The 20019-nt window shown below is 37.1% G+C and carries 27 protein-coding genes; 25 read left to right on the forward strand and 2 right to left on the reverse strand.

The genetic code is table 11. The features are described 5' to 3' along the window. Positions 1 to 14 precede the first annotated feature (14 nt). The 25 genes from MKX31_RS28640 (at position 15) to MKX31_RS28760 (ending at position 19302) form a co-directional block, all read left to right on the forward strand. Positions 15 to 908 (forward strand): terminase small subunit, encoded by an 894-nt coding sequence (locus MKX31_RS28640; protein ID WP_340981955.1) that lies wholly within the window; start codon positions 15 to 17, stop codon positions 906 to 908. Next, complete coding sequence (locus MKX31_RS28645; RefSeq protein ID WP_340981956.1) at positions 892 to 2190, forward strand: PBSX family phage terminase large subunit; 1299 nt, start codon at positions 892 to 894, stop codon at positions 2188 to 2190. Before MKX31_RS28640 ends, MKX31_RS28645 begins: the two co-directional genes overlap by 17 nt. Before the next feature lie 15 nt (positions 2191 to 2205). Then, positions 2206 to 3708 carry a phage portal protein gene (locus MKX31_RS28650; protein ID WP_340981957.1) on the forward strand — a complete coding sequence of 501 codons (1503 nt, stop codon included), beginning with the start codon at positions 2206 to 2208 and terminating at the stop codon, positions 3706 to 3708. Then, on the forward strand, positions 3708 to 4829 hold the full coding sequence (locus MKX31_RS28655; RefSeq protein ID WP_340981958.1) for a phage minor capsid protein: 1122 nt from the start codon (positions 3708 to 3710) through the stop codon (positions 4827 to 4829). The genes MKX31_RS28650 and MKX31_RS28655 overlap by 1 nt, the downstream gene beginning before the upstream one ends. A gap of 11 nt (positions 4830 to 4840) precedes the next feature. Continuing rightward, positions 4841 to 5461 (forward strand): hypothetical protein, encoded by a 621-nt coding sequence (locus MKX31_RS28660; protein WP_340981959.1) that lies wholly within the window; start codon positions 4841 to 4843, stop codon positions 5459 to 5461. A 29-nt stretch (positions 5462 to 5490) separates the two neighbouring features. Beyond that, on the forward strand, positions 5491 to 6384 hold the full coding sequence (locus MKX31_RS28665) for a capsid protein (RefSeq protein ID WP_340981960.1): 894 nt from the start codon (positions 5491 to 5493) through the stop codon (positions 6382 to 6384). A 53-nt stretch (positions 6385 to 6437) separates the two neighbouring features. Further along, positions 6438 to 6677: a hypothetical protein gene (locus MKX31_RS28670; protein ID WP_340981961.1), complete on the forward strand. Its 240-nt coding sequence runs from the start codon at positions 6438 to 6440 to the stop codon at positions 6675 to 6677. Between the two features lie 8 nt (positions 6678 to 6685). After that, the gene (locus tag MKX31_RS28675) at positions 6686 to 7087 is read left to right on the forward strand and encodes a hypothetical protein (RefSeq protein WP_340981963.1); all 402 of its coding nucleotides are present in this window, start codon (positions 6686 to 6688) and stop codon (positions 7085 to 7087) included. Next, complete coding sequence (locus MKX31_RS28680; protein WP_340981964.1) at positions 7080 to 7415, forward strand: putative minor capsid protein; 336 nt, start codon at positions 7080 to 7082, stop codon at positions 7413 to 7415. The genes MKX31_RS28675 and MKX31_RS28680 overlap by 8 nt, the downstream gene beginning before the upstream one ends. Beyond that, positions 7412 to 7762 carry a minor capsid protein gene (locus MKX31_RS28685; RefSeq protein WP_098831615.1) on the forward strand — a complete coding sequence of 117 codons (351 nt, stop codon included), beginning with the start codon at positions 7412 to 7414 and terminating at the stop codon, positions 7760 to 7762. Before MKX31_RS28680 ends, MKX31_RS28685 begins: the two co-directional genes overlap by 4 nt. Positions 7763 to 7772: 10 nt before the next feature. After that, on the forward strand, positions 7773 to 8192 hold the full coding sequence (locus tag MKX31_RS28690; protein ID WP_340981966.1) for a phage tail terminator protein: 420 nt from the start codon (positions 7773 to 7775) through the stop codon (positions 8190 to 8192). 3 nt (positions 8193 to 8195) lie between these two features. Beyond that, positions 8196 to 8639: a phage tail tube protein gene (locus MKX31_RS28695; protein ID WP_340981967.1), complete on the forward strand. Its 444-nt coding sequence runs from the start codon at positions 8196 to 8198 to the stop codon at positions 8637 to 8639. 53 nt (positions 8640 to 8692) lie between these two features. Beyond that, positions 8693 to 9094 (forward strand): hypothetical protein, encoded by a 402-nt coding sequence (locus MKX31_RS28700; RefSeq protein ID WP_340981968.1) that lies wholly within the window; start codon positions 8693 to 8695, stop codon positions 9092 to 9094. Next, positions 9094 to 9750 (forward strand): Gp15 family bacteriophage protein, encoded by a 657-nt coding sequence (locus tag MKX31_RS28705; protein ID WP_340981969.1) that lies wholly within the window; start codon positions 9094 to 9096, stop codon positions 9748 to 9750. Before MKX31_RS28700 ends, MKX31_RS28705 begins: the two co-directional genes overlap by 1 nt. A 5-nt stretch (positions 9751 to 9755) precedes the next feature. After that, positions 9756 to 12317 (forward strand): phage tail protein, encoded by a 2562-nt coding sequence (locus tag MKX31_RS28710; protein ID WP_340981970.1) that lies wholly within the window; start codon positions 9756 to 9758, stop codon positions 12315 to 12317. Continuing rightward, positions 12314 to 13126, forward strand: coding sequence for a phage tail family protein (locus MKX31_RS28715; protein ID WP_340981971.1), 813 nt, complete (start codon positions 12314 to 12316; stop codon positions 13124 to 13126). The genes MKX31_RS28710 and MKX31_RS28715 overlap by 4 nt, the downstream gene beginning before the upstream one ends. Before the next feature lie 8 nt (positions 13127 to 13134). Continuing rightward, the gene (locus MKX31_RS28720) at positions 13135 to 14766 is read left to right on the forward strand and encodes a phage tail protein (RefSeq protein ID WP_340981973.1); all 1632 of its coding nucleotides are present in this window, start codon (positions 13135 to 13137) and stop codon (positions 14764 to 14766) included. 45 nt (positions 14767 to 14811) lie between these two features. Beyond that, the gene (locus tag MKX31_RS28725) at positions 14812 to 16395 is read left to right on the forward strand and encodes a glycosyl hydrolase family 28-related protein (protein WP_340981974.1); all 1584 of its coding nucleotides are present in this window, start codon (positions 14812 to 14814) and stop codon (positions 16393 to 16395) included. A gap of 2 nt (positions 16396 to 16397) precedes the next feature. Further along, positions 16398 to 16547 (forward strand): hypothetical protein, encoded by a 150-nt coding sequence (locus tag MKX31_RS28730; protein ID WP_340981975.1) that lies wholly within the window; start codon positions 16398 to 16400, stop codon positions 16545 to 16547. Further along, on the forward strand, positions 16531 to 16821 hold the full coding sequence (locus MKX31_RS28735; RefSeq protein ID WP_340981976.1) for a hypothetical protein: 291 nt from the start codon (positions 16531 to 16533) through the stop codon (positions 16819 to 16821). The genes MKX31_RS28730 and MKX31_RS28735 overlap by 17 nt, the downstream gene beginning before the upstream one ends. A gap of 399 nt (positions 16822 to 17220) precedes the next feature. Further along, positions 17221 to 17871, forward strand: coding sequence for a DUF4760 domain-containing protein (locus MKX31_RS28740; RefSeq protein WP_340981977.1), 651 nt, complete (start codon positions 17221 to 17223; stop codon positions 17869 to 17871). 24 nt (positions 17872 to 17895) lie between these two features. Then, a complete protein-coding gene (locus tag MKX31_RS28745) occupies positions 17896 to 18030 on the forward strand; it encodes a hypothetical protein (RefSeq protein ID WP_340981978.1) in 135 nt (44 codons plus the stop codon). 129 nt (positions 18031 to 18159) lie between these two features. Then, positions 18160 to 18312 carry a hemolysin XhlA family protein gene (locus MKX31_RS28750; protein WP_445661315.1) on the forward strand — a complete coding sequence of 51 codons (153 nt, stop codon included), beginning with the start codon at positions 18160 to 18162 and terminating at the stop codon, positions 18310 to 18312. A 1-nt stretch (position 18313) separates the two neighbouring features. Then, positions 18314 to 18541, forward strand: coding sequence for a hypothetical protein (locus MKX31_RS28755; protein WP_340981980.1), 228 nt, complete (start codon positions 18314 to 18316; stop codon positions 18539 to 18541). Beyond that, positions 18541 to 19302 carry an N-acetylmuramoyl-L-alanine amidase C-terminal domain-containing protein gene (locus MKX31_RS28760; RefSeq protein WP_340981982.1) on the forward strand — a complete coding sequence of 254 codons (762 nt, stop codon included), beginning with the start codon at positions 18541 to 18543 and terminating at the stop codon, positions 19300 to 19302. Before MKX31_RS28755 ends, MKX31_RS28760 begins: the two co-directional genes overlap by 1 nt. 31 nt (positions 19303 to 19333) lie before the next feature. On the opposite strand, the gene MKX31_RS28765 is transcribed toward MKX31_RS28760, so the two are convergent. Continuing rightward, on the reverse strand, positions 19334 to 19675 hold the full coding sequence (locus MKX31_RS28765) for a YolD-like family protein (RefSeq protein ID WP_340981984.1): 342 nt from the start codon (positions 19673 to 19675) through the stop codon (positions 19334 to 19336). Continuing rightward, a partial coding sequence (locus tag MKX31_RS28770) for a DinB/UmuC family translesion DNA polymerase (protein WP_445661312.1) occupies positions 19672 to 20019 on the reverse strand: 348 nt, incomplete at its 5' end. The genes MKX31_RS28765 and MKX31_RS28770, both read right to left, overlap by 4 nt.

Consider the following 20019-nt stretch of genomic DNA (forward strand, 5'->3'; position numbering starts at 1 on the left):
GTGAGGTGGTGGATATGGCTAGGCAACGAAGTCCAGATCGTGATAAAGCATTTGAAATATATAAAGCGAGTAAAGGTGAGAAGCCACTTATTGATATTGCAGCTGAGTTAAACCTCAAGCCTTCGCAAATCAGAAAGTGGAAATCGCAAGATAAATGGGATGAACAAATGAATGGTAACGTTACTATTGCAAAAAGGAGCGTTACTAATGTTAAAAATCCCAAAACGAAAGAAAAACTAAAAGAGATTTTAGAAGATGAAGAGCTGTCCGAAAAGGAACGGCTCTTTTGCTTGTATTACGTGAAATACTTCAATGGTACACAAGCTGCACTAAAAAGTGGATACACCAAAGAAAGCGCTCATGTACAGGCAAGTAGATTACTAAGACGCGAACGAGTTTCTTCCTATATAAAGGAACTTAAAGGTGAGTTAGTTGAGAATGTATTCGTTGAAGCAATGGATGTGCTGAAAGAGTACATTAAAATCGCTTTTGCTGATATTACTAACTATGTGACTTTTGGACAAAGGGAAGTTGAGTTTGAAAGTGAAGATGGAACTCCTATTACAAGAATGATGAATTTTGTTGACTTACAAGATCATGAAGTGGTAGATGGGTCTATTATTACTGAAGTAAAGCAAGGTAGAGATGGTGTTTCCATCAAACTTGCAGACAAGATGAAAGCTCTGGATAAATTAGCTCAGTACTTCGACTTAGTTCCTGATAACTTCAAGCGTCAGATTGAAGAGGAAAGACATCGTATGCAGATGGAAGCTCAGAAGGTACATGTTGAGAAGATGAAAGCTGAGGTTAAGGAACTTACAGACGACTCCAGCAATGGTAATCGCGTAATCATTGTAAACGATAAGGAAGCCATGAGAAAGGCGATGCAAGATGACCAAGACAGTTAATATCATGGACTTGATGAATGCCAATTTCTATTCGTTATGGCTTGCTGAACAGTCTCATATCGTTGCAAAAGGTGGACGTTCTTCTATGAAGTCATCGGTCATCTCTATGAAGCTTATAACGGACTTTTTAGAGGATGAACAGGGCAATGTAGTTTGCTTGAGGAAAGTCGGTAAATACCTTTCAACTTCTATATATGAGCAAATCAAATGGGCTATTTATATGCTTGGTGTCGAAGGTGAATTTTACTTTGGTAAGTCACCATTAATCATTAGACATAAGAAAACCAATACTGCTTTTTACTTCTATGGTTGTGACGATCCATTGAAACTTAAGTCTGCCAAGATAGCTAAGGGATACGTAATGTCTCTATGGTTTGAGGAAGCAGCAGAGTTCGCAGGTGTAGAGGATATCGATATCGTTGAAGATACTTTCATTCGTCAAGAAATCGAAGGTAAGGAAGTAAAGGTGTATTTCTCATACAACCCACCACGAAATCCCTACAGTTGGATTAACGAGTGGCTGGATAGTAAAGCAGGAGACGACGACTATTTTATTCACCATTCAACATACATGGATGATAAAAAAGGATTTTTGTCTCAGCAGATGATCAGGAAGATTGAGAAGTATAAGATACATGACGAAGATTACTGGCGCTGGATGTATGGCGGAGAAGTTATTGGTCTAGGTGATATGGTCTATAACATGAACAACTTCAAGAAAATAGATCAATTGCCTGAAGATGATGATTTAATCCTTATCGATATCGCAATAGATACAGGTCACCAAGTCTCTGCTACTACTTATCTAGCCTTTGGATTGACGAAGAAAGGTAACGTCATACTGCTCGATACGTATTACTATTCACCTGAGAATAAGGTCGTTAAACGTGCTCCTAGTGAGTTCTCGACAGACCTGAACAAATTCGTTACCGATGCTACAAAAGAATTTAATAGATATATCGATAAACAAACAATTGATTCCGCTGAGGGTGGATTACGTAACCAATACTTTAAAGATTATGGCATTAGATTGCATCCAGTAGCAAAAAAGAGAAAAGTCGAAATGATTGAAAACGTCTATGACCTATTGTCGCAAGGACGCTTTTTTATTTTGGATACTGAGAACAACAAGATATTTTATGAAGAACACAAGAAATATCAGTGGGAAGCGAAGACATTAAAAACTCCGAATCCTGAAGTAATTAAGGTAGATGACCATACATGTGATGCATTCCAGTATTATGTGAATGATAATCTACAGAAATTAAACCTTAAATATTAGTAAGGGGGTGATGCGTTGTATAAAAGACTCATCTCCGGTATAAGGCAGGTGTTATATAAAATGGGCCTAATTAAAGGGATTAAGAAAATATCCGATAAAAAGGATATATCTGTTAATGAAGAATCCTACAAACATATTGATATGTGGAAGTCGTTATATAGCGGTCATTATGATGATTGGCATAACGTTAAGTATCATACGATTGAAGGGCAGAAGAGTAGAAGAATGGCTTCGCTAAATATGGCTAAAGTAATCTCACAAGAAATGGCTGCTCTTATCTTTAATGAGAAGTGCTCAATCAACATATCGGATAAAACATTATCGGATGATATTAAGAATATCCTGGATAAAAATAACTTCATTAAGGAGTTTCAGAGGTATCTAGAGTACACGTTTGCTTTAGGTGGAATGGTAATTAAAGTTTACTGGGATGAAGGAATCAAACTTTCCTATGTTACAGCAGACTGCTTTATTCCAATCGCTTGGGACAACAAACATATTACCGAGGGTTTATTCGTTAACGAAATCTCTAAGGGAGATAAAAAGTACACACTTCTTGAGTGGCACTTAGTTGAAGGTGAAGAATACGTCATCAAGAATGAATTGTATGAGAGTAAGAATCAAGGTGATTTAGGTGTAAAAGTCTCCTTATCTACTTTATATCCTGACTTAGACGAAGAAGTGCGGATCGAGAACTTATCTAAACCAATGTTTGTATACTTTAAACCGAATACAGCAAACAATTTGGATTTAACTTCACCACTTGGAATCTCACTTTATGCTAATGCACTAAGTACGCTGAAATCACTTGACATTGCGTTTGATAGCTTCCAACGGGAGTTTGTTTTAGGTAAGAAACGTATTGTGGTACCTGCTTCAGCAATCAGAACTGTTATAGATCCACAATCAGGCATACCGCAAAGATACTTTGATGCCACTGATGAAGTCTATGAAGCGATGAACTTCGATGATGGAGTAAAACAGATTCAAGATATATCAGTAGAATTGCGTGTAGAAGAGCACACAGCTGCTATTAATGCATTATTAAACTATGTATCCATGCAGGTCGGTTTCTCGGCTGGAGCATTTAGTTTTGACGGACAAGGAGTAAAAACTGCCACTGAAGTTGTGAGTGAAAACTCCAAGACATTCAGAACAAAGCAGTCGCATGAAACGATTATTGAGGATGGTATTCGTGATTTAGTTGATATCATTATCGAAATTGCTGCTTTGTATGATGAGTTCGAGAGTACAGATGATTATGAAGTTACCGTTACCTTTGATGACTCTATTGCAGAGGACCAGACAGCAGAAATCAACAAACAAGTTACACTTGTTATGAATGGTTTAACAACTAAAAAGTTAGCCATTATGAAGATACATGGTGTTTCTGAAGAAGAAGCAGAGAGAATAGTAGAAGAAATTCAAAATGAAAATAAACTGGTTATGCCTGAAGGAGTGGATTTCTTCGGTATGAACAATATAAAACAGAATAAGAGTCCAGGAGATGAAGGGTAATGGCACTCCCTCCTGAGAAGTTACAGCAACTCTCTATGTTTGTAGTAGATATCTACAATGCAATCGAAGAAGAGTTGCTTTTAAACATGGCCAGAATGCTCAAGTATGATAGGGAATTGCTACTTACTGCCGAGAACTTTGACCAATATCAACATTGGCGCATAGTACAGCTAAATAAGTTAGGCAAGTTGAATCAACAGCAAATGAATACAATCTCCCGTCATAGCGGTAAAACGGTTGAAGAAGTGCGGAAGATGCTAGAAGGTGCTGGTTTCACTGCGGTAGAACAACACGAGCCGTTATATCAGGAAGCAGTACAAGCGGGTAGTTTAGCTGCTGCTCCTGCAATGCACACAAGCGCCGCACTAATTGGCATACTCAATACTTACGAGCAACAAGCGTTAGATACACTGAACCTTATAAACACAACGATGCTGAAGCAGTCACAACAGGTTTATCTGGATGTTTTAAACAAGACAGTAGGTAAACTGTTAGGCGGTGTCATAACGCCACAACAGGCACTTAGGAAAACCGTTTCTGAGTGGTCGCAACGTGGAATCCCTGCTTTGATTGATAAGGCGGGTAAACGTTGGAGTACTGAAGCCTACGTGAATATGATAAGCCGTTCTGTTAGTCAGAACGTAGCGAATGAGATGCAAATGGCTCGCATGGATGAATACGATGTAGATCTGATAGAAGTTAGTAGCCACTTAGGTGCGAGACCCCTCTGCAATCCTTATCAAGGTCGTATTTATTCTAAAAGCGGAAAGAGCAAGCGATACCCTCCGTTTTCCAGTACATCGTACGGTGAAGCGGCAGGGTTATTAGGCGTTAACTGCCGTCACGTTCTCTATCCTTATATTCAAGGTAAATCAACGAAGCGTTATGAACCGTATGACACTGATGAGAACTCTAGAGTATATAAGGAAAGTCAACAGCAAAGAAGCTTAGAGCGACAAATTAGGAAAGCGAAGAAGGAAGTAAAGGTTATGGAAGCGTTAGGCGATGCAGAAGGCGTGAAAGAAGCGAAGAATAAGGTTTCGCAACGACAAGCTAATATGAGAGATTTTATTCATCGAACGAAGCGTAAACGCCAATATAACCGCGAAAGTATTGTATAGGAGGAATTACGATGAAAAAACCATTCAGATTACGATTAAACGAAATGCAGTTCTTCTCTGAAGGGGGAGATAATCCACCAGTTGCACCGGAAGGAGGTGAACCGAATGTAGTGACACCAGAAACTACACCGCCGACAAATCAAGAACCACCTGTTACTTTCACTCAAGAGCAGATGGATGTTGCTAAAAAGGATAATGAAGCAGTTCTGTTTAAGAAGCTCGGTGTAGAAAATGCAGATCAACTTAAAGATGCACTAAAAGGATGGAAAGAACATCAAGATTCTCTTAAAACAGAGCAAGAAAAGACAAATGAAAAATTAACAACTTTTGAGACTCAATTGAAAGAAAAAGATGAGTCTCTTTTTAATTTACAAGCAGAAAACGCTGCGATTAAGTCAGGCATTACAGAAGAAAAGAACTTAAATGCAGTTATTACTCTAGCGAAAACAAAGGTTAGTGAAGATATAGATATTACGAAAGCTATCGAAATGGTAGTTGAAGAGTTTCCTCATTTTAAAGGTGTAGTGGAAGAACCACAAGGAACTCCCAAGCCTACATTTACAACTGGACAGCATCAAAAGAAAACGCCGACTGAAGCAGAGCAATGGGCTTCAGCATTTAAACTTATCTAAAACAATATGAAAATAGGAGTGATTTATTCATGGCTACATTGAATTACGCTGTACAATATCAAGAGGCATTAGTACAAAAGTTTGCACAAGGGTCTGCATTCGGTGCGTTATACAACACACCTAATAACAATATCGTTAAATGGACAGGTCCTAAAACGATTCAAATTCCAAGCATCAAAGTAGGCGGATACACAGACGTTAACCGTGACGTTGTAGGGAACTACACTCGTCGTGTTGATAACTCATTTGAGCCTAAGACTTTAGGTCATGACCGTGAATTCCGTACTTTAGTTGATCCAGTAGACATTGACGAAACTAATATGGCTGTATCGATTGCTAATATTACGCGTGTATTCCTTAATGAAGAAAGTATCCCTGAGCATGACAAATATATGGCTTCAAAATTATACTCTGAATTCACTGGAGCAGGGAAAACTGCAGATGCTACGGTATTAACTGCTGCGAACATCTTAGATGTATTTGATCAAATGATGTTAGAACAGGATGAAGCAGAAGTGCCACAAGATGGTCGTTTACTTTATGTAACTCCTGCTGTTAAAAAGTTATTAAAAGAAGCAGAAGGAATCCAACGTACGTTAGAAGTTGCAGGTGGCGGGAAAGACATCAACCGTAATGTGTACTCATTAGACGATGTGACAATTGTTACTGTTCCTTCTTCTCGTATGAAAACAGCGTACAACTTTACTAATGGTGCTGTTCCGGATGCCGCTGCAAAGCAAATCAACATGATCTTAGCTCATCCTTTAGCAGTTGTATCTCCACAAAAATACGAGTTCGTTGACTTAGATACTCCAAGCGCTGCTACAGGTGGCAAATACCTTTACTACGAGCGTAAATACTGGGATGTATTCATCTTAGGTGCAAAAGTAGCAGGTGTTAAATTCAATATCACTACTGCATAAAGAGAAGTTTTTACAGCTTCTCTTTTTTCTTATTACGAAAGGAATGGTGTTAAATGAGTAACACAGTAAAAGTGCAACGTTTGAATAAAGTATTGCACATTGAAAAAGACTTTCTCCCTAGCTATTTGAATGATGGGTTTGACCAGATTACTGAAGAAGGCAAAGTAATCAAACGTGCTACAGGTGGACGTAATGTCACGTTAGGTGAATACAACAAAGCTCTTGACCAAATTGAAGAGTTAAAAAAAGAATTAGCTGATTTAAAAGTACCGAAAAAGTCTACTGCTAAGTAGGTGATGACATGCCGTATATAGATGTTGATTACTACAATAACGAATACAAAGGTACTCCGGTATCGGATGTGGCGCTATTAGATAGGTTAATCAATCGAGCTAGTGACCAAATCGACCACGTTATAAATTACAAATTGGAAGGCGTTGATTTTGATAAGTTAGCGCCTTTTATTAAAAAACAGGTCAAGAAAGCTACTGCTGCTCAAGTTGAGTTTTTAGCAATCAATGGCGAAACTTCTGCAACTGTAAGTGAAGGTAGTGGCGGTTTTGATGTCGGTTCTTATTCTGAGAATGGAATGAGTGCAGGAGCAGACGATTCACCTAGTTTCTATGCTCAGTATGCAATCTCAGTCCCGAAGTTCTTAAGCCCTACTGGATTGCTTTATGCGGGGTTGTGTGTGAATGGCTAAACCAATCAGACGTTCATTGTTAATCCACACAATTCAGTATTTGGAGTATAAAGGTGAAGATGATACTTGGGGTGGTAGCGACAACTATAAACCTGCTGTAACGATTGAAAGGGTTCGAGTTGAGCCTAAAAAGACAGTCGTGTTGAATGGTAATGGTGATAGTACAGTCATGCAAACACTGTTATTCCATGATGCAGTACACTCAACACCAATAACTTTTAAAGAAAAATCTAAAGTTATATTCAACGGAAAAGAAATGACCGTTAGTGAAGTCAGTGACTTTTATGATAGAAGCATTCTTCACCATGTGGAGGTGCGACTAGTATGATTCGAGTGAATATTCGAGTTGATGCACCTGCTATCGAAGGAAAGGTAATGGAAGCTACTCAGAAAGCGCAATTTGCACTGGATGAGCAGGTTCTTAAAGACAGTAACTTCTATATTCCAAAAGATACAGGTGAGGTAGAGAGGTCGGGCATTAGATTCAGTAGACCGGGAGAGGGACATATTGAATGGAATACTCCTTATGCTCGGAGAATCTACTATAATCCTCAATATAATTTCTCAACAGATGTCAATCCTAATGCCAGAGGTCTCTGGTTTGAGGAAGCAAAGGCTAGGCATGTTATGGATTGGACTAGAATCGTAGAAAACGAGATAAAACGGAATTTATAGGAGGGTAAATATGATATGGCTAATAGAATCGGTCAAGAAGCATTTAATCGCTACTTTGCCAACAGGTATCCTATTCGCTCCTATAAAAGCTGATTTATTGGATATAGGAGTAAATGATGCACCACGAAAAAGTATTGCTATACGAATGATTCCGTCAGCGTCAGGAGAGCAATATTACGAAGGTGAAATCATCAATAAACAAATTCAAATACTTGCAAAAAGCAGTAATCAATTAGAAGCAAACAATACAATGGAATTGATCACAAGAGAACTAAATAACGTTCATAGGCGTGTTTTTCACGCTTTAGATGGCTCCTATACACTAAGAAGATTAAATGTGTATGTGGAGCCTAATTTTGTTGAGAAAACAACAGCGAATGAATGGATATTTACCGCGCTATTTAGTGTGGAATTAGAATTAGGAGGTTAATATATGTCATTTTTACTGAACTATGGTTATAAATTCGAAATCGACATAACACCAGGCGGACAAACACCTACAAAAGCTGCCATTGCAAAAGGTATAACGTCTGTTGATCCAGACAATAACGAAGAAACAGAAGAGACATATTACTATGATGGTGGCGGTTCTGCGGAACGTGATGTTACGGGTGGTATGCTTGGTTATGGCTTTGAAGGTCATCGTTTCTATGGGGACAAAGCGCAAGATTACATCTTTAGTTTGCTGAATAAGTTTGGCCCTGATCGTAAGACAACATTTACAGTAACAGAACCGAATGGAGACAAATGGGAAGGTAAGGCAACAATTTCTGAAATTAAAGCACCAGGTGGCGATGCGAACAGTAAGGGTGAGATTGAATTCACTATCTCGTTCGATGGGAAACCAACATTCACAGAAGCACCTGTTACACCTTAATGAAGAGTCGTTAATACGGCTCTTTTTCTATTATCTAAAAAGGAGAAATGGATATGACACAATTTAAATTTGAATTTGAAAAGACATATAAAGAAATAGATGTAGCTGGTACTGTGTATCAAGTGGAGTTTAACGATGAGGCGTTAACAAAGTATCAAAAAGCATTTAAACGATTTGATAAAGGGATTAAAGATGTTACTGGAGATGCACTAGATTATGAAACAGCTACAGACGAATCAATCGATGAAGCAGCTCAAAAACAAAAAGAGTTAGTTAAAGATATTGTCGAAACTTTCTTAGGTGAGGGAACATTTGAAGTATTATATGAAAAAGCGGGTAAAGCCTCTGCAAACTTAATGGGACTTGTTCATTATTTAAATGAGCTTTACTTTAATGAAACTCAAAAAAAGGCAGATGAAACACGTAATAAATATCTAAATAACGTGAAGAAATAATGCTGAAATTAACCGAACGTGGATATGACTTCTATACATGGAATGGCGTTCGTTTAGAGTTGAACTTATCCTTTGATAATATCCTTTTATTGTTCGAGTTGTTCGATGATGCAAGTATTAATGAATATCTTAAAACGGACATCGCGCTAAATATGTTAGTGATAGATAAAGTGGCTGTTAATCAGTTAGACATAGAACGCAAATCAATGTTGTTTGTAGATATTTTAAAAGACAGGTTAGATATTGATTTGAAATTGTTAATGAATAAGAAGATTAAAGAAATAGAAGAGAAAGAAGAGGAAAAAGCGCCGACAATCCCTACTGTAGATTTTGTAGTGGATGCCGAACGGATTTTTTCCTCTTTTTTGTTTGACTATAATATCGACCTAATTGAACAGCAAGGAAAAATGCAATGGAATAAGTTCATGGCTCTCTTCCGTAACCTTTCTAGCAAATCCCCAATGGGACAAGCGCTTCATTATCGAACATGTGATATTCCGCCGAAAGATAAGACTAATGCTGACGAGAGGAAACGTATTAAGAAAATGAAAGAATTATACGATCTTCCGAAAGCAAAAGCTATTAGAGAACAACAGGAATTCATAGCATTCCAAAAAAGAATGGATGCGCAAAAAGATAAGGCGAAAGGTAGGTGAGATAATTGGCAGATGGTCGCGTTGAGATAGATACCAGGTTAGAAACAGGTAATATACGTCGTGATGTACAGCGGGTAAACGATGAGTTAAGTCATATTGGTGATGGAGTAGCAGATGCGGCTCGTGGATTAACTGATGAAGTTGGTGCTCGTTATGATAGTTTAGGGCGCCGTATCCGTTACGCTTATAGAGGAACATCAGAAGAAGCGAGACGGATGTACAGCGAAATGAGAAGCGCTCACTATCAGCAATCGATTGCTATGCGTGGGGTAAAAGACCAAATGATTGGTGCTCAATATCAATATTTTAAATTAGCGCAAGCATCCAAGAATTATACTGGAACAACTAGAGAGTTCATGGCAGAAGTACAAAGGGTAGGTAAAGCGCAAAAGGCAGCAGCTGATGCAGCAATTAATGCAAATAGGTTAGCTATGATGGGTATGTTGCAGACTATTGGTTATATGCAAAATATGACTACTCAAGCGACTCGTATACGTGAAAATTACGCAAGAATGGCAAACCCTCTATATTCAATTAATAGCGCGGGATTACGTGCGGCGGATGGGCTTAATAGGTTGGCTAATGCAGGTAACGCTTCAGTACTCGCCTTGAAAATGTTAGGTCCAACTGCAAGTATGAAAGACCTAAGAAACATGACCATGATGATTACACAAGGATTAATGAGATTTCAAATGGTAGCATTGGGGGCTGCGGTTACAGCGGGTCTCTTTTATGCGGCGTTATTTAAGGCAGCTAAAGGACCAGATCCTTCTGAAATTTATAAACAACAAGAGGAAGCGATGACTACTTATAGAGATGCAGTGCAGCAAAGAACAACAGAAATCATGAATGCTTGGAATTTATTTGAAGAAGTACAAATGAAAAAGACAAGTGGAAAGAAACTAATGCAGAACCTTGAGGAACAGGTAGGGATATTAGGTAGGTGGAAAGATAATCTTGCTAGTATAGCGCAAAGAGCAGGTTCAGAATTCGCCAATTATCTCGCTCAAATGGGACCACAATCAGCTGAAGAAGTAAAAGCCATATCCAAAATGACCGAACCTGAGTTACAAAAGTATGTTGGACTATGGAAAGAGAAAATGAGTTTAGCGAGATCTCAAGCAACTACGGAATTACAAGGGTTAAAAGAAGAAACTGATAAAAAAATCAAGGAACTTCAAGATTCATTAACTCCACTAGGATTAGCTTGGGAAAGAATGAAAGGTGCTTTCATTACAGCGGTTCAACCTATGGTTACCGCCTTCGGAATGCTGATGACTCCTATAGTTAACTTTGCAGCGAAAATATTTGAACTAGTAACGTTATTTAATCAGGCGCATCCTACATTAGCTCTTATAATACAATCGATCATTATGTTAGTTCCTGCGTTAACCTTACTGTTATCGCCTCTAGCTATAGGTATTGGTTTATGGAACGGTATGTTGGCAGCATGGAACGCCATCTGGATGTTAATAGGCCCGCTTATAACAGGATTAATGGCAATGAGTGCAACAGTATGGGTGGTAGCAGCTGCAATCGTTGGTTTAGTTGCTGGTTTCATATATTTATGGAATACCAGCGACGGATTCAGAAACGCAATTATTACAGGATGGGAAATGATAAAAATTGCTACCATAACGGCGTGGAATTTCATTTTAAATGGAGTATTAATACCAATTTGGAATGCAATCGTTAGTTTTGGTCAACAACTTTTCGGTCAGTTAAAAGATTTTTGGCAACAAAACGGAGATAATATTATGCAAATCGCAGAAGCGGTTTGGAGTTTTGTTAAAGCGAATGTTATAAATCATGTCACAACAATGGTAGCGGCTGTTCAAACCGTATTCTTTGCGATGCAAAGTGTCGTACAGTCAGTTTGGGGTGCTATAAAACAAATCATATCTGGTGCACTAGATGTTATTTTAGGGGTTATTGGTGTTTTCGTGAATGTTTTAACAGGAGACTGGGAAGGAGCTTGGGAAAGTATCAAGCAAATAGCAAGTGGCGCTTGGGAAATGATGAAAGGGAATATGAGGCTCGGCGCTGATGCTGTTCTTGGGATAGTAAAAGGTTTAGGGAAAGCTTTTGGCGGCGTTTTTGAAGATATAGCAAATTCTTTCTATAATGCAGGAAAAGGCTTTATGGATATGCTAATGAAAGGTTTGGAAAGTATGAAATCTAAGGTAACAGGAACGATTTCTGATATCGCTGGATCGATTCGTGATTTCTTACCTTTCTCTCCTGCAAAAACAGGGCCGTTAAGCGATTTAGACCATCTGGATTTTGGCGGGCCAATCTCTGACAGTATTAAACTAGCTTTTCCGCAGGTAAAAGGTTTACTCGGGAATTTATTAGATGTTCCTGATATTGCAGCTAACGCTCCTGTGCAAGGTCAACAAGCAAGAACTTTAAACACTACAAATAACAATACTCCTATATCAGTGGTACTGAATTATAACGGAAGCGCAAGTGAAACAGACATGCTACAAATGGTTGATTTTTTTGAACAAGAGTTAGGAAGAAGAATGGGTAACCAAATGTATTTATCAGGGGTGAGAATGGGATGAGTTTAATAATTCAAAGACTGAATGGCGTTAAATTAAATACGGCTGATTTTGGTTTGAGATTAATTGAATTTGATCCTGAATCACCTAATTATGATAATAGATATGAAGAGGTAGATGGGGTTGATGGTTTAATTGATGTTGGCTCCACAATGAAACAACGGAATTTAAATGCTAGATTTAATATGGTCGCAAGAGATATGTACGATGTTGCTTTATTGAGAAATGAAATTTTTAAATTGTTTCATAGTAAAGAGTCATTTTATATTATCGATAATCGAGAACCTGGAAAACGCTGGTTGGTAAAGGTGCATCCATATACAATTAGTACTCTAAGATATGTGAAGTCCTCGGTAGAGTTAACATTCACTTCTGCGAAAGGTTTAGCGGAATCAGTTGGAACCACAATGGATGACTTTACATTCGACTCAGAATTATGGCAAATAGGACAAAACTTACCCGCTGAAGACTTGATTTACAAGCCGACAACAACCTCCTTCCGTATTTTTAATGCAGGCGATATAGAAATAGATCCAAGAAAATTACCGCTAGTAATTCGTGTTCGTGGGGCTACAAATGGATTAACAATCACAAATCGAACAACAGGTGATATTTTTAAATTGAACATCCCAACCGCTGTAGGTGACACAGTAGAACTCAATCGAGTCCGCGTCTTTAAAAATGGTAATACAGTGTTTGCAAGTACAAATAGAAAAGTAATTAGATTAGCTCCTGGATGGAACGACATTGTAGTGTCGGGAACATCAGGAGCTTTTCAAATTGAATTCGATTTTAGGTTCTATTATTTATAGAAAGTGTGGTGAGTAGAATAATAGACTTGTATATTCGTTCTATAACTGGACAAGAAGAAATGGTCACGGATTATGAGGTTTCTAGAAAAGATGTAGTAAACGGTGATAAATATATAGATGTTACTGCTATCAAGACTGAAATTAATAAAGCAGCATATCAATTAATCCGTAATCAAAATTATTTTATTTATGATAATGAAGAATATATTATAAAAGGTTTCAAAGAAAAAACGTTAGGTGATACAGTAATCGCCAACTGTAAAGCATTTCATCGAGTATTTGATGATTTAAATGGCAATCACATATATGAGGAGATTACAGGGATATTCCCTTTAGGATCTTTATTGACATTTGCATTAAAAGGGACAGGATATACTCCTAAAATCATTCATACACCCGATATGCCTGTAAGTGTAAAGGTTGATAATTTTGGCGATGATAACTCTCTTGCATTAGTGAAATCTATTCTTGAAAAATTTGGAGCGGAGTTTGATGTAATCGAAAAAACAATTGAAATCAAAAAAGAAATTGGAACGTATACCGATGAACAGTTTCGGTATTTTTTTAATATAAAAGAACCTTCAAGGGAAATAGATACAACTTCCTTTTTCACATATATAAAAGGTTTTGGGAAAAAAAATGAAGATGGTTCATATGTGGTCACTGCTGAATACAAAAGTCCACTTGCTGATATATACGGGGTTAAGCACGCTAAGCCAGTACGTGACGAAAGATACACCGACTACAATTCGCTACTGGAACGTATTAAACGCGAATTAAACGATAGTATCGACATCGTTGTTAATTTAACAGCAGTCGAAGCAGAAGAATTAGGTTGGCAATATATCAATAAAGGTGACTATGTATGGTGTATTATTGATCCATTTGATTTGGATGTTCGTATTAGAGTTGTAGAAGTTCAAGACTTCTCGAATGAGGGCAAACCAAAAGTATATACACTCGGAAAGATTACTAAGAAGCCATCTGATATATTAGCAAACTTTACTGTAGCGGAAAATCAATTGAAACAATTACTAGATGATGGTGGTAATTTAAGCTTATTACAAAAGAGACTCTATGCTAATACGTATGTGTATACGGATTATACAGGAATGTGGATGATTAATCCTGATGATCCTCAGAAATACGTGCATCATGGTTCAGGTGGAAGTGATTATAACGGTGGAATGATTCGCATCACTCGACCAGATGGATATCCAACAATCATAGATGGTTATTTACAATACGGTTTCGATATTGCAGGACACTATCCGCCATATCGCGGGATTAATGTAGTGGAAGATGGTTGGTGGTTAACATCCGTCCATGACGAACTAGACAATTGTCAGTTTTATACGTTTGAACACAAAACACAATATGTAAAATTAAAAGCGCAAATTTTCACTGAAGAAGGTGGAGAGGTTGAAATCGCAATGGTTTCTTCCGATAGTGGTCAGCAAATCATGAGTAAGGCTTCATCCACACAGACTACCGCACCACCACAAAACGATGATGTGGAACTTAGTTATGATTTAGGCGTTCCGACTGGGGAACTCAAAAGTTTTTATTTACGTATGAGGAATAAGGTTAAAGGAAAGAAAGCATATGCACGGATATTCCGTGTGTGGTTAGAAAAATAAAAGAAACTATTAAAAAACGAATTTGATTAAAAAGGTGGTGTTTAGATGAATGATAATTTAGAACTCCATTTAACCCCAGAAAAAAACGGATTATCGAGAGATTATCGTTTAAAAGAGATTGAAAACAAGAAAAGAACAATGAACTTTGTGAATAAACAAGGAACCTATATGCGAATTAAATTCGATGAGCATGATGAGCGTATAAAGAATCTTGTTATCAATGGCACTGGTAACAATAATCCTGAAGTTGCAGACGCTCGCTTAGATAAAGACAATGTATTACATGATTCATTAAAAGAAAGGTTAGATAGCGAGCAAGAGAAAATTAAAGAACTATTTGTTGATATAAAACGATTTGGCGCGGTTGGAGACGGTTCTTTTGATGATTCGGAAGCTTTCAGGAAAGCAATAGATCACATCAACATAGCAAATGGTGGGACAATAAAATTCACTAACGGCCATTTTAACCTAACTGGAGATTTCCAATTAAATGAAAATATTACTTTGGAAGGTAATGGCATATTAAATACAGCGTTAGTTGGCTTTTTTGATTTAAAAGGCGATTATTTCTTAAACGGCATCTCATTAGGTAATTTCAAGCACGGTAAAGAGACCTGTGTAATTGATTATAATTCAGAAGACCAAACGGCACATGATCCTCTTAATGCGCTTATTGGACAAGGTGCATCGACAGTTGTTACCCATTATATTATGAGTAAAAGTAGTGGTACACATCGACATTACGCAATGGCGGTCGAAATGGATGCGAATGGTTCAGAAACAACAGGAACTGGTCAAGATGGTCACAAAGTAGCTATATATGCAGCAGCAAAGACTGGAAGCCAAGGGAAACCTGATATTTGGGCACTTAATACTCTTACAGAAGTTACGCAAGGGTTAGCCGCAACGGTGAATGCTCAGGGCTATGAGCTTGATATGAATAATATGCAAGGTGATTTGTATGGATCATGGGATTGGTATCGCGGTAATGTAATTGGATTAAACGTCACTTCCGGTGGAAGGTACCCAATTACGGCTGGTATACGCGTTGGTGGAACAAAAGAAACGAATAAACCATATTATTCAATGGTATTTGAAGGTGCACAGGATTCATTAGGATTAATAGTTGGTAAATATCAAGCGGGATTGGATTTTAGAAATGCCGTTATCACTAGTAATATAGCATTTTACTTAGCGGATAATCAGGCAATTGTTTATAAATGTAAAGATGGTCTATCACGTGAAATTTTAAAATCAGCTTCAGGCGATACATTTATTACGGCATCAGGAAATTCTATCGCCTTTAGAAATTCAAGTGCGAACTCCGTTCTTTTACAACTTCGTGATGATGGAAAAATCAGAATGGATCCAAGCACATGGTTGCAGTTAGGGTGGAAAGCACCTTCGGCACCAGGTGCAGGCGAAATGTATTACGATCAACCAAATGAGAGATTTCGAATTTTTGATAGTGTAGGTTGGATAGAACTAGCGAGAACAAGAACCGGCACTGGAAAACCAGCTATTACACCAAGAGCATTCGGACAAGATTATTATGATTCATCAAATGATAAATGGTATAAAGCAAAAGGAACTAGCTCAGTCAATGATTGGGTGTTATTAGGAGGATAAAAATGGGTCAAATAAATGTAGAAGATTTATTCATTTTGTTAGGTGAGAAAGATTTAATTATATATCAGTTAGAAAAACAAAATAGAGTACTAGAAGCGCAATTAAATCAGCAAAAAGAGAAAGAAGGTAATACTGATGGGGCTAAAGCTTAATAAATCACTGGGATCTGGTATCACATTAGATGGAGCTTATATGAAAATTACAAACATCAATGGCAACAAAGAAACCTTAGATTTGTCCATTTGTTTTTATGTGAATTATCAAGCGTGTAAAGAAGGCAAAACGCCAGTTGAATATGCGAATCATAAGTTCAAACCGTCTGTTGCTCCTGTATCTGATAATTTTCTAAAACAAGGGTATTTATTTTTGAAAACATTACCTGAATTTCTAAATGCATTAGATGTATTCGAACCAGAACAGATTTAATAAAATACGGATTAGATTGGTTTCTATTTAAATAGAGAAGAAGCAAATAGCGGATACTCACCTGTTTTCGAACGTTTTTTCAGTTGCTCGCCTAGTGTCCGTGATGAAGCCAAAACCTTTTATAAGCAAAGCTATGAGTTTATAAAAACATTGGAAGAATTCCTGTTAGCGAGGCCCGTAGTTAGATGAGGTGTAAATGGGGAACTAACAGCACATACAAGGTGCAAATCCCTTACCGCTATATATGGGTATTTCGCGAAAGAACTAACGGATGCATATAGAATGAAATTTATAAAAAGTTAGAATAAAATTCAGTTAAAAACTTATAAATAAGTAGAAATACCAATACCTTTTCTTGTAAGATTGTAATATAAAGTTATAAGAAGAGGAGATTTACAAATGGATTCGATAAAATACGTAATAAGTGAAATTAAACCAATTTTAGAAGCGTTGTATTATCTAGCCGGCATAGGTCTACTTACTACTGTGATAATTGCATTAAAACAATTGCAAGTTGTTAAACAAGACATGGATATAAGAAATAAACGTGCAGCAGTTGAAAAAAGTATTGAATATCTTAAATGGTTTTCTTCAGAGTATATACCTAAGGTTAATAAAGTGCTTGGGAAAATTACTATTGCTGCCACTATTGATAAACTTAATCCGATGAATGATCTGTTTTTTCCAGATGATAGCCATAAAACTCCAGAAGTCCAAACGCTTATTTCGGAAGCAAAGAAGCATGGTGGCTTAGATATATTAAATGATTTAGAGTTTTTTAGTACAGCTGTATTAAATGGATTATCTGATGAAAAAATCCTTTATAAACCTTTAGCGAAATCTTATTGCTCAATCGTTGCGGTTTTATATCCAGTCATATGTAATTATAGAGCAACAGCAGATCCTACTAATGGATATAGCAATATCATGAAGTTGTATAAAATCTGGAATGACAGAGGAATGAAAGTGAATATGGAATATGCAAAATCAAATCTTGAAGAAGACATTTCAAAAATTAAAGATGTTGATATTAAGTCAATAGGTTTATAATTCAGAATTCAAGAGGTGGAAAGTATGAATGTAATTCAATTCCCAGACAAACAAGAAATTAGCAATAGAAAAGAACAAAAAAATAAAAAAACTAATCAAGATAATTCCTTTATCGACGCATATAACTATTTAAAAAAAATGAACATTATTAGTAAATAAAAAATCAACAAAATACGGCTTTTACAACAAAAGGGAGACATAACTGTCTCTCTTTTTATTTTGCATAAAGGAGTGATAACAGTGGAGAAATGCAAGGATTGTGAATCTAATAAATCACAGATTCAGGGCATGGAAGTACGTCTTGCAGTTGTGGAAAGTAAGGTAATAAAAATAGAAGAAAGTATTGAGAAAATCAGCGCTAATACTACATGGATTCTCCGCATCATAATTGGTGCAATTATAACAGCATTGATTGGATTACTTCTGAAAGGAGGTGTGTAAGATGCCACTTACAAAAGAAAATATTTTAAAACGTTTGCGCAACTGGAAAACATGGGTTGCGCTATTTTCATGCTTCGGGCTAATTTTATCGGTATTCGGAGTAACTGGGTTTGAAGGTAATTTAGAAAAGATCCAACAAGCTGTTTATTTATTTGGTATTGCGCTAGGTATTTGGACAAGTCATGGAAATGGTACAGATCCAACAAATGAAAAAGGAGATGTTGAATAATGAGAGTGTCTAGTCATAGAGGACATAATGGAATTGTACCGGGTGCTAACTATGGTGGCAGGAAAGAACACCTTTTAGGAGATCAAACTAACGGAGATTTTATTAAGAAGTTACGTGCATTAGGTCATTCTGTAGAGGACGACACTGATAATGTGGGTCGCACAAAGAGCGCTGTCGTTGGTAACCAAGTTAGGAATATCAACGATAGACCAAACGATGTAGGCTTTGCTTGGCATAATAATGCTCATAACGGTCAAGCTCATGGGGTAGAAGTTCTCTGTTACTCGGAAAAGGAAGCGCCTATGGCAGCTCGTATTTCAGCAGAAATTGCTAAACGTACTGGTTGGACAGACCGCGGAGCTAAAATTCGTCCGGACATAGGAGTAATTCGCTCATCTAACTGTCCGTTCTTCTTGGTGGAAGCAGGGTTTATCGATAACGATGGAGATATGGATAAGTGGAATGTGGACGCAATCACCTCAGCTGTAATCTTTGCTTACTTTGGACAAGAATGTGGAGGTGGAAGCTCAAGTGTTGCACCTACTCAACCATCTAAACAAAATATCATTCAAACAGGAGCTTTCTCACCATACGAAACTCCTGATGTAGCAGGAGCTATGAAATCTCTTAATATGACAGGTACATTTCTACTTCAAGGAGATGGATTAATTTTTGTAGTAACAGATCCAACATCAGATACACAATTAAAAGCAATGGAAGAATACCTTGTCCGTAAAGAGTTTTGGTATGAAGTTAAATAAAAACAAGAGCCGTCCTGTTGGGCGGCTTATTTTATTTTGCATCAATAATATCGATAAATTTCAACGTTATATTATTGTAAAATGCATCGGTACAAATTATAGATTTATTCAGTGGATCAATATCAACAACAGTCATATAGTTAGTAAGTAAAAATCCACCTTCGTAATAAGTAATCAGCATTTCTTCCGCAGATAACAATGAACATAATAGCATGTTCTCAATACGTTCTTGTTCATCATGTGTTAATGAAGGGCGTTCTACTTTTGTCTTGTCTTTAATAATTTCACGGATACCTGCGAATTGCTCTGGCATCGCTGCAAATGGAGTCCACTTAACCATTCCTCTTCCTTTTGGCATATTAGCGTTGTTCATGATTTATGTCCCCCTAACAAAGTGTTTCTGTATCTTGCTGTTGCACTATTCGTATACGAAATCCCTCTTAATATGCTGTTCTTTCCAAATTTAGTGCGTATTTCGTCCATTACTTTAGTTAGTTTCATTTCTTTTTCTCGTTGTATTACATTATCGAATAGTGAAATTTGTTCTTCGCCTTCATTGATTAAGTTAGTTAAAGAAACATTGATGGATCTAATGGGTTCCCCAGTATAAAACTCGTGTAAAAAATATGTACAAATCTTATATATATCCATTGTTAAATTGGTTGGTCGGTTCATAGTGTGAGTTTTTCTGAAACCACCAGAGTAATTCTTACTGTA

Origin of the sequence: Bacillus sp. FSL M8-0063 (assembly GCF_038005545.1) — a bacterium.
GTDB lineage: Bacteria > Bacillota > Bacilli > Bacillales > Bacillaceae_G > Bacillus_A > Bacillus_A wiedmannii.

Excerpts from the sequence above, each read along its gene's own strand:
- MKX31_RS28640 (WP_340981955.1), top strand. The coding sequence starts at position 15 with ATGGCTAGGCAACGAAGTCCAGATCGTGATAAAGCATTTGAAATATAT.
- MKX31_RS28645 (WP_340981956.1), top strand. The coding sequence starts at position 892 with ATGACCAAGACAGTTAATATCATGGACTTGATGAATGCCAATTTCTAT.
- MKX31_RS28655 (WP_340981958.1), top strand. The coding sequence starts at position 3,708 with ATGGCACTCCCTCCTGAGAAGTTACAGCAACTCTCTATGTTTGTAGTA.
- MKX31_RS28660 (WP_340981959.1), top strand. The coding sequence starts at position 4,841 with ATGAAAAAACCATTCAGATTACGATTAAACGAAATGCAGTTCTTCTCT.
- MKX31_RS28665 (WP_340981960.1), top strand. The coding sequence starts at position 5,491 with ATGGCTACATTGAATTACGCTGTACAATATCAAGAGGCATTAGTACAA.
- MKX31_RS28670 (WP_340981961.1), top strand. The coding sequence starts at position 6,438 with ATGAGTAACACAGTAAAAGTGCAACGTTTGAATAAAGTATTGCACATT.
- MKX31_RS28675 (WP_340981963.1), top strand. The coding sequence starts at position 6,686 with ATGCCGTATATAGATGTTGATTACTACAATAACGAATACAAAGGTACT.
- MKX31_RS28680 (WP_340981964.1), top strand. The coding sequence starts at position 7,080 with ATGGCTAAACCAATCAGACGTTCATTGTTAATCCACACAATTCAGTAT.
- MKX31_RS28685 (WP_098831615.1), top strand. The coding sequence starts at position 7,412 with ATGATTCGAGTGAATATTCGAGTTGATGCACCTGCTATCGAAGGAAAG.
- MKX31_RS28690 (WP_340981966.1), top strand. The coding sequence starts at position 7,773 with ATGATATGGCTAATAGAATCGGTCAAGAAGCATTTAATCGCTACTTTG.
- MKX31_RS28695 (WP_340981967.1), top strand. The coding sequence starts at position 8,196 with ATGTCATTTTTACTGAACTATGGTTATAAATTCGAAATCGACATAACA.
- MKX31_RS28700 (WP_340981968.1), top strand. The coding sequence starts at position 8,693 with ATGACACAATTTAAATTTGAATTTGAAAAGACATATAAAGAAATAGAT.
- MKX31_RS28705 (WP_340981969.1), top strand. The coding sequence starts at position 9,094 with ATGCTGAAATTAACCGAACGTGGATATGACTTCTATACATGGAATGGC.
- MKX31_RS28715 (WP_340981971.1), top strand. The coding sequence starts at position 12,314 with ATGAGTTTAATAATTCAAAGACTGAATGGCGTTAAATTAAATACGGCT.
- MKX31_RS28725 (WP_340981974.1), top strand. The coding sequence starts at position 14,812 with ATGAATGATAATTTAGAACTCCATTTAACCCCAGAAAAAAACGGATTA.
- MKX31_RS28730 (WP_340981975.1), top strand. The coding sequence starts at position 16,398 with ATGGGTCAAATAAATGTAGAAGATTTATTCATTTTGTTAGGTGAGAAA.
- MKX31_RS28735 (WP_340981976.1), top strand. The coding sequence starts at position 16,531 with ATGGGGCTAAAGCTTAATAAATCACTGGGATCTGGTATCACATTAGAT.
- MKX31_RS28740 (WP_340981977.1), top strand. The coding sequence starts at position 17,221 with ATGGATTCGATAAAATACGTAATAAGTGAAATTAAACCAATTTTAGAA.
- MKX31_RS28745 (WP_340981978.1), top strand. The coding sequence starts at position 17,896 with ATGAATGTAATTCAATTCCCAGACAAACAAGAAATTAGCAATAGAAAA.
- MKX31_RS28750 (WP_445661315.1), top strand. The coding sequence starts at position 18,160 with ATGGAAGTACGTCTTGCAGTTGTGGAAAGTAAGGTAATAAAAATAGAA.
- MKX31_RS28755 (WP_340981980.1), top strand. The coding sequence starts at position 18,314 with ATGCCACTTACAAAAGAAAATATTTTAAAACGTTTGCGCAACTGGAAA.
- MKX31_RS28760 (WP_340981982.1), top strand. The coding sequence starts at position 18,541 with ATGAGAGTGTCTAGTCATAGAGGACATAATGGAATTGTACCGGGTGCT.
- MKX31_RS28765 (WP_340981984.1), bottom strand. The coding sequence starts at position 19,675 with ATGAACAACGCTAATATGCCAAAAGGAAGAGGAATGGTTAAGTGGACT.